Below are 7,112 nucleotides of genomic sequence, written 5' to 3'. Positions count from 1 at the left end.
TGCTGGGCGCGCGGGTCGCTCTGGCGAACCAGGCCAAGTATTACTGCAAACCCACTTTCCTGAACATCCTTTATTGCAAGACTTAGTAAACAATGGCTACCAAGATTTTGCCCGTTTTGCTTTAAGTGAGCGTGATGATGCCGACCTTCCACCCATTACCAATATGGCTATAGTTAGAGCACAAGGGCACAGTATTAAGCTCGTTGTCGATTTTTTGACGGATTTGGTTCCTGTTAACGGTGTATCTGGTATACAATTGCTCGGTCCAATTCCTGCCCCACTAGAAAGAGTGGCGGGTATGTACCGGTTTCAATTGCATATTCAAGCGCAAGACCGCAAAGTATTGCATCAGTATCTTGCGCAAATGGTCGACTATTTAAGCACCAGCAAACTTGCACAAAAAGTGCGTTGGAGCCTTGATGTTGACCCTATAGACATGATTTAGGTTAAAGCCAAATGGCACAGCACGATTATATTAATAAAAAACCAGCGGGTAGAAAAAACACCAAGCAAGCCCCTGCTAAAAAACCATTTCCTATACTTTTAGTTGTTATTACTGTTTTGCTTGTAGGCGGCTTTGCTTACGGCTTATGGTTTATTAAAAATAACGCCGACCCTGAGCTTGTTGAGCAGCAGGCGCACCCTAAAACAGCTGAAAAAGTAGAAATAGCTAAACCTCGCGCCCCTAAGTTCATTGAAGAAATTAAAGAGCACGAGATCCAAGTTGAAGTAAGAGAAATTGAGCAAAAAGGCCCCTATGTTATGCAGTGTGGGTCGTTTAGAACACACGCACAAGCCGAAACCCTCAAAGCTAAAATTGCCTTTGCGGGCTTAATTTCTGAAATTAAAAAGACCACAGGTACTAATGGTGTTTGGTATAAAGTGCGTTTAGGCCCTTATAAAACAAAGCGCCAAGCCGAAAGCGACAAAAACAAACTCAAGCGAGTGCATGTTGTTAGCTGCGGAATTTGGGGCTGGACTTGAAATTAGTCCATTCACCCATATAACCTCATCATAATCGTTTTTTACAAGCTGCCCCCGCAGCTTGATGATGAGGAATAACATGACCACTATCGTAAGTGTACGCCGCGACAATAAAGTAGTAATTGGTGGCGACGGCCAAGTTTCACTTGGTAATACCGTAATGAAGGGCAACGCCCGTAAAGTTCGACGCCTTTATAATGGCAAAGTAATTGCTGGTTTTGCCGGCGGTACTGCTGATGCCTTTACCCTTTTCGAACGCTTTGAAAGCAAACTAGAAATGCACCAAGGTAACCTCACTAAAGCCGCTGTAGAAATGGCCAAAGACTGGCGTAGCGACAGAGCTTTACGCAAGCTTGAGGCACTCCTTGCGGTTGCAGATGAAACTGCTTCACTAATTATCACCGGTAATGGTGATGTAGTGCAGCCAGAAAACGATTTAATTGCCATTGGTAGCGGTGGTAACTTTGCTCAATCAGCAGCCACTGCCCTATTAGAAAACACCGATTTAAGCGCTCGCGATATCGTAGAAAAAAGCCTGACCATTGCTGGCAACATCTGTGTATTTACCAACAACTTCCAAACAATCGAAGAATTATAATAGGACCCATTATGTCTGCTATGACCCCAAGAGAAATTGTACACGAGTTAGATCAGCATATTATTGGTCAAGCTAATGCTAAAAAAGCCGTGGCTATTGCCCTGCGTAATCGCTGGCGCCGTATGCAACTAAACGATGACTTACGCAGCGAAGTAACCCCTAAAAACATTTTAATGATTGGCCCAACCGGTGTCGGTAAAACTGAAATTGCCCGCCGTTTAGCTAAACTCGCTAATGCGCCTTTTATTAAAGTAGAGGCGACTAAATTTACTGAAGTGGGTTATGTTGGTAAAGAAGTAGAGACTATCATTCGCGATTTAGTTGATGTGTCAATTAAAATGACCCGCGAGCAACAAACTAAAAAGTTTAAACACCGCGCAGAAGAAGCAGCAGAAGAGCGTATTTTAGATGCACTTTTACCACCGGCTAAAGATCAATACGGTGAAACGCAGCGCGATGACAACTCATCTACTCGTCAAACATTCCGTAAAAAATTACGCGAAGGTCAGCTTGATGATAAAGAAATAGAAATAGATTTAGCACAAGCACAGCCAAACGTAGAGATTATGGCGCCTCCTGGTATGGAAGATATGACCAACCAGTTGCAAAGCATGTTCCAAAACATGGGTGGCGACAAACGTACTAAGCGTAAGTTAAAAATTAAAGAAGCCTTTAAGTTATTAACCGAAGAAGAAGCCGCTAAATTAGTTAACCCTGAAGAGCTAAAAGAGCAGGCTATTTTTGCAGTAGAGCAAAACGGCATTGTGTTTATTGATGAAATAGATAAAATTTGTAAGCGTGGCGATTCGTCAGGCCCAGATGTTAGCCGTGAAGGTGTACAACGCGACCTACTTCCACTAATTGAAGGCTCAACCGTTAATACTAAGCACGGTATGGTGAAAACCGACCACATGCTATTTATTGCATCGGGTGCGTTCCAAATGGCTAAACCATCAGACATGATCCCTGAGCTACAAGGTCGTTTACCTATTCGTGTAGAGCTTGAAGCACTAAGTGCTAATGACTTTAAACGAATTCTTACCGAGCCACATGCTTCCCTTACTGAGCAGCAACGTGAATTGCTTAAAACTGAGCAAGTAAATGTTGAGTTTAACGATGATGCAATAGAGCGCATTGCTAAAGCCGCTTGGCAGGTAAACGAGAAAACCGAAAACATTGGTGCTCGTCGCTTACATACGGTAATGGAAAAGCTAATGGAAGAAATTTCATACGATGCATCTGAACAAGCAGGCTCTACCCTTACTATTGATGCCGCTTATGTAGAAAAACATTTAGGCGCATTAGTTGAAGATGAAGATTTAAGCCGCTTTATTTTATAAGGTAGGCAAAAATACTATACTAAAAGCCTCCATATTGGGGGCTTTTTAATGGGACATATAAAATGAAACACGTAACAAAAGTGCATTATCATAGCGTGAGTAAAAACCTAGATGTTTACTTTGATGATGACAGTATGGCTGTATTTAGCTGCGAGTTTTTACGCGTTCACTCTCCCTCGGCCGAAGTGCAAGGGCATGGTGCAGAGCCAATGAAGTTGGTACTTAATAAACAACATGTTGGTATAAAAAAGATTGTACCGGTGGGGCATTACGCACTGAGATTAGACTTTGATGATGGTCATAACAGCGGGCTATTTAGCTGGAGCTACTTTGAAACACTACAAGCGCAGCACGAAACCTTGTGGGATAAATACCAAGCGCGTCTTGGCGAGCACGAAAAAAACAAAGACAGCGTACCAATAAAGTTTGTTCCTTAAACCTTATTGGCTTTTTAAACGCTACACTGTATTACACTTTAAACTTATCAATAGCCGCAAATAATACGCGCGCTTGTTCAGAGACTTCTTCACTGGTTTGCGCATTATTAACTGCATGCTCAGAGGCATCTTGGGCAATGTCTCTAATGCGTACTACATTTTTGTTCACCTCTGATGCCACCTGACTTTGCTCATCAATAGCAACGGCAATTTGAGTGCTCATTTCCATTATGGTTTGCACATCTTCGGTAATAGCGCCGAGTAAATCACCCGCTTTAATAGCTTGTGAAGCACTTTCATCACCTTGCGAGCGACATTGATGCATAATACTTACTACCTCTTGCGTGCGCTGCTGAAGCGTATTAATAATGCCTTCAATTTCACTGGTAGACTCTTGTGTACGTTGCGCAAGCGAGCGTACTTCATCCGCCACAACAGCAAACCCTCGGCCTTGCTCACCAGCACGAGCGGCTTCTATCGCGGCATTCAATGCAAGTAAATTAGTTTGCTCTGCAATGCCTCTGATTACATCGAGCACAGAACCTATGGTTTCACCGTCTTTTTCAAGTTGCGATACCACACTTGATGCGTTACCTAACGACGAAGATAAATCGCGTATGTGCTTAACCGTAGAGTCTACTTCATTACGCCCTTGCTGCGCGCTTAGATTGGTTGACTCTGCTTTTTTAGCAGCAGCTTCGGTATTATGAGAAATATCTTGAATCGTTGCCTGCATTTGCGTAGCCGCAGTGGCAACCATATCCGCCTCATGTAACTGCTCTTGCATGCCTGAACTTGTTGCAGAGGTACTTTCAGATAAGTGCTCTGTTGCCACATTTAACGTATTAAGCGCGGTATTAACTTCGTTTATGAGGTTTTTAAAATCGCCTATTAAACTATTAAAGTCCGAGGTCATAATGGTAACTTCATCATTACCTGTTTGCTCTATCATTACGCTTAAATCGTTATTACGGCGTATGTCGTTTATGGTGTGATACACCCGCTCAATAGGCACAATAATTGAGTGGCTAGTAAAGTACACCAACGCCAACACTATAATGCCCGAAATAACAAATACAACGATGGCAATAAACTGCGCTTGGTCAACGCTTTTCTCAACTTCCAGCTTAGTTGACTCAACAATTTGACCAACAACTTGATCGCTTTTTTCTACGTTAATACGCATAACGCCTAGTGCACCTGAGTCTAAATCTAGCCCTAATTGCGTTTGTGCCTTTACAAGATTTTGAAAAGCGCTTTGATACGTATCTATTAAAGGGCTTATTTGCGACTTATAACTACTTTGCAAATCAGCTTGGGTAATTTTTTGTTTAAACGTACTAATAAGTTCGTTAAAGCGAGTTAAGTATTTTGCATCAAAGCGCAGCATAAAATCTTTCTCAGCGCGTCGCAGCTGTAGCATTGCCGATAAAAGCTCAAAGTTATCTTGCTCTTTTAATAGCACCTCAACTTCGTGCACTGCATTTCTGAGCTTGCCATATAACCCATCTTTAGGGTTTAAACCTATCTGTTGCTGTAACCTAACAACCTCTGAAAAATTGTTGTTGTAGTTAGTAATAAGCGTATGAAAATGTTCAATTTGCGCTGTGGTAATGCCCTGCTGTTGCATTACCTCCTGCAGCTTTTTGATTTTAGTGCTTAGCTGTTTAAAATCCTTATCAAATGATGTAAGTGCTTCCTGCTGCTTGTAAAAAAGAAAGTTTTTTTCATGCTTTCTAAGCTCTAGTGCATGTACGTTGAGCTCTTCTGCAAGCTGAATTGTTTTATTCAGATTGAGTGTTACGCGTGACTCATAAATTATCACACACAACAAAATGACCATTGCCAGACCGACTACCACTGCATTAAGTTGCAAACGCCTTTTAATGGTTAAGTTTTGTAAAAAATTCATTGAAAACACCTATATTTAATATGCACTAATAGTGTAGTACGTTCTGGCGCTTTATATTGAACTTTTTATTAACTTTTTATACATATAACTCATGCTTTTAGATTAACATTACCCCATAAATCTTTATGCAATGAGTGAGTGTCATGCCACTGTTTATTAAGTAGCCATTTAACCAAAGGGGCAGGATCACTGGGAAAATTAATTTGTTTGTTTTGCGGGGCACTATTCCAATCATCCAGCGCTTGCGGGTTTAAATAGTTCATTACATGGGCCATTTTCATCGCCCGCAATGTTTGTGCATTTGCATCTTGTTCAAACTGACCATCGAGAGGTTTAAGTAATAATTTTTTCCCAAGCTTTAAGGCCTCACTTGCCAGCTCAAAGCCTGCATTACCAATTACGCCACTGGTATTTGCTAAGTCGTTTAAAAACCCCGCTCGTGAAGGAGTGCGCAAATGAATATGCCCGAGGGATTTATCCTGCGCGTGCGGGTGGTAACAGTAAAACTCTTTTTCTGGGAAGTCCTTTAAATAATCAATAATGTTGTCGAGGTTTTCAAAGGGTAAATACACCAGCACTTTATTCATAACGGCTACAGGATTGCCATGGTTATGGTTTGCAATAAAGGGCGGTATAATATTATCTGCAAAGGGCTGCCAATGTACGCCTAAATAGGTGCTTGCTGGCGCGTAGTGCTTAATAAGAGACTTTCTAAATAAACCACGACCAAACATAGGCACGCTATTAGATAAAAAAGCCGCCTGGTGACTAATACCGACTACAGGCACGCCTGCGCGCTTAGCAGCCCAGGCTGAAATAGGCTCAAAGTCATTTAAGACGAAATCGTATTTTTTTACATTAAATGATTTTATATCGTTAACTAACTTACACACTCGGGCATTTTTTAATGTTTGATAGCTTTTTACTTGGCCATTTTTAGTGCTAAACGATAACCCCCGAAACGTTTTGTAATCAGCAAAGTCCTGCATATCAAAGTAGTCTTTTTCAGGGCGCCCTGAAAAAACGTAATCTACATCTATACCTAACTCTTTAAAACAACTTGCCATAACACGGGCGCGCGTAATGTGACCATTACCTGTGCCTTGTATGCCGTATAATATCTTCATACAGGCACCACCAAAGCCAGCGCAAATAAACCACATGAACTGCCAATAACGGCGCCTATTATTATATCTGCCGGAAAATGTACGCCCAATACTACGCGAGAAACCGCCCCCCCCGATGCCCAACTAAACCAAAGCCACGCATACTCTGCAAAAAAGTGACTCAATATTACCGCAACTAAAAATGCTGCTGCACTGTGTCCCGAAGGCAAACTAAATTTGTCACTAGGTACAATATACGCATTACTGACTAAGCAATCGCAGGGGCGGATTCGGCCAAAGCTACGTTTTGCTAAAAAATAAATAGGCCTTTCAATTGCAAACCCCAGTAACACCGATATTGGCAATAACTGATGCTGCTCATTGGTACTTAGCCACCAAACAGCGCCACACATAAGTAAATATAAACCACCATCACCACTTTTAGATAAACCAAGCGCAGCCGTTTTCAGCCATTTGGGTGAATTATAATTAAACAGAGTTAAAAAGAGTTGTTCATCCATTTGAGCCATTTTTTTAAGCACGTTATTGTCGTTCATTATTTACCTTTAGCTGCACAATATCTAACCATAGTTAAAGCTTAGTGGCAGAAAATAACAATTGAGTGACGCTTTTAAGACACTATTGTTGCCATTTCTAATTTCGGCATTTTTTGAATAAATTTACTGCTATTAAGTCGTTGTTATTGCATATAAGGAGGGTATACTGAGGGTAACT

Annotated in this window: 7 protein-coding genes and 1 pseudogene; 5 read left to right on the top strand and 3 right to left on the bottom strand. The window is 41.5% G+C overall.

The genetic code is table 11. From position 1 onward, the window contains the following. From B2R65_RS07410 to B2R65_RS07390, 5 genes and pseudogenes are all read left to right on the top strand, one after another. Positions 1-445 (top strand): annotated as a pseudogene (locus B2R65_RS07410) (primosomal protein N'); the annotation flags it as partial. A gap of 11 nt (positions 446-456) precedes the next feature. Then, complete coding sequence (locus tag B2R65_RS07405) at positions 457-984, top strand: SPOR domain-containing protein (protein ID WP_004589337.1); 528 nt, start codon at positions 457-459, stop codon at positions 982-984. Positions 985-1,063: 79 nt separating this feature from the next. Beyond that, positions 1,064-1,582 (top strand): ATP-dependent protease subunit HslV, encoded by a 519-nt coding sequence (gene hslV / locus B2R65_RS07400; RefSeq protein WP_004589336.1) that lies wholly within the window; start codon positions 1,064-1,066, stop codon positions 1,580-1,582. Positions 1,583-1,593: 11 nt separating this feature from the next. Beyond that, complete coding sequence (gene hslU / locus B2R65_RS07395) at positions 1,594-2,922, top strand: HslU--HslV peptidase ATPase subunit (RefSeq protein WP_004589335.1); 1,329 nt, start codon at positions 1,594-1,596, stop codon at positions 2,920-2,922. 62 nt (positions 2,923-2,984) lie between these two features. Beyond that, complete coding sequence (locus tag B2R65_RS07390; protein ID WP_286741776.1) at positions 2,985-3,359, top strand: gamma-butyrobetaine hydroxylase family protein; 375 nt, start codon at positions 2,985-2,987, stop codon at positions 3,357-3,359. Positions 3,360-3,390: 31 nt separating this feature from the next. Here the strand turns inward: B2R65_RS07390 and B2R65_RS07385 are convergent, their stop codons facing one another. From B2R65_RS07385 to B2R65_RS07375, 3 genes are all read right to left on the bottom strand, one after another. Beyond that, positions 3,391-5,271, bottom strand: a complete 1,881-nt coding sequence (locus B2R65_RS07385; protein WP_064386264.1) for a methyl-accepting chemotaxis protein — start codon at positions 5,269-5,271, stop codon at positions 3,391-3,393. 89 nt (positions 5,272-5,360) lie between these two features. Next, positions 5,361-6,398: an MJ1255/VC2487 family glycosyltransferase gene (locus B2R65_RS07380; RefSeq protein ID WP_096738977.1), complete on the bottom strand. Its 1,038-nt coding sequence runs from the start codon at positions 6,396-6,398 to the stop codon at positions 5,361-5,363. Then, complete coding sequence (locus tag B2R65_RS07375; RefSeq protein WP_286741775.1) at positions 6,395-6,934, bottom strand: phosphatase PAP2 family protein; 540 nt, start codon at positions 6,932-6,934, stop codon at positions 6,395-6,397. The genes B2R65_RS07380 and B2R65_RS07375 overlap by 4 nt, the downstream gene beginning before the upstream one ends. Between the last annotated feature and the right edge of the window lie 178 nt (positions 6,935-7,112).

The organism is Pseudoalteromonas sp. UBA2102 (assembly GCF_002331165.1).
Classification (GTDB): domain Bacteria; phylum Pseudomonadota; class Gammaproteobacteria; order Enterobacterales; family Alteromonadaceae; genus Pseudoalteromonas; species Pseudoalteromonas atlantica.
This window is presented reverse-complemented; position numbering and strand designations above follow the sequence as displayed.

Coding starts and splice junctions, on each gene's coding strand:
- B2R65_RS07405 (WP_004589337.1), top strand. CDS start 457: ATGGCACAGCACGATTATATTAATAAAAAACCAGCGGGTAGAAAAAAC.
- hslV (WP_004589336.1), top strand. CDS start 1,064: ATGACCACTATCGTAAGTGTACGCCGCGACAATAAAGTAGTAATTGGT.
- hslU (WP_004589335.1), top strand. CDS start 1,594: ATGTCTGCTATGACCCCAAGAGAAATTGTACACGAGTTAGATCAGCAT.
- B2R65_RS07390 (WP_286741776.1), top strand. CDS start 2,985: ATGAAACACGTAACAAAAGTGCATTATCATAGCGTGAGTAAAAACCTA.
- B2R65_RS07385 (WP_064386264.1), bottom strand. CDS start 5,271: ATGAATTTTTTACAAAACTTAACCATTAAAAGGCGTTTGCAACTTAAT.
- B2R65_RS07380 (WP_096738977.1), bottom strand. CDS start 6,398: ATGAAGATATTATACGGCATACAAGGCACAGGTAATGGTCACATTACG.
- B2R65_RS07375 (WP_286741775.1), bottom strand. CDS start 6,934: ATGAACGACAATAACGTGCTTAAAAAAATGGCTCAAATGGATGAACAA.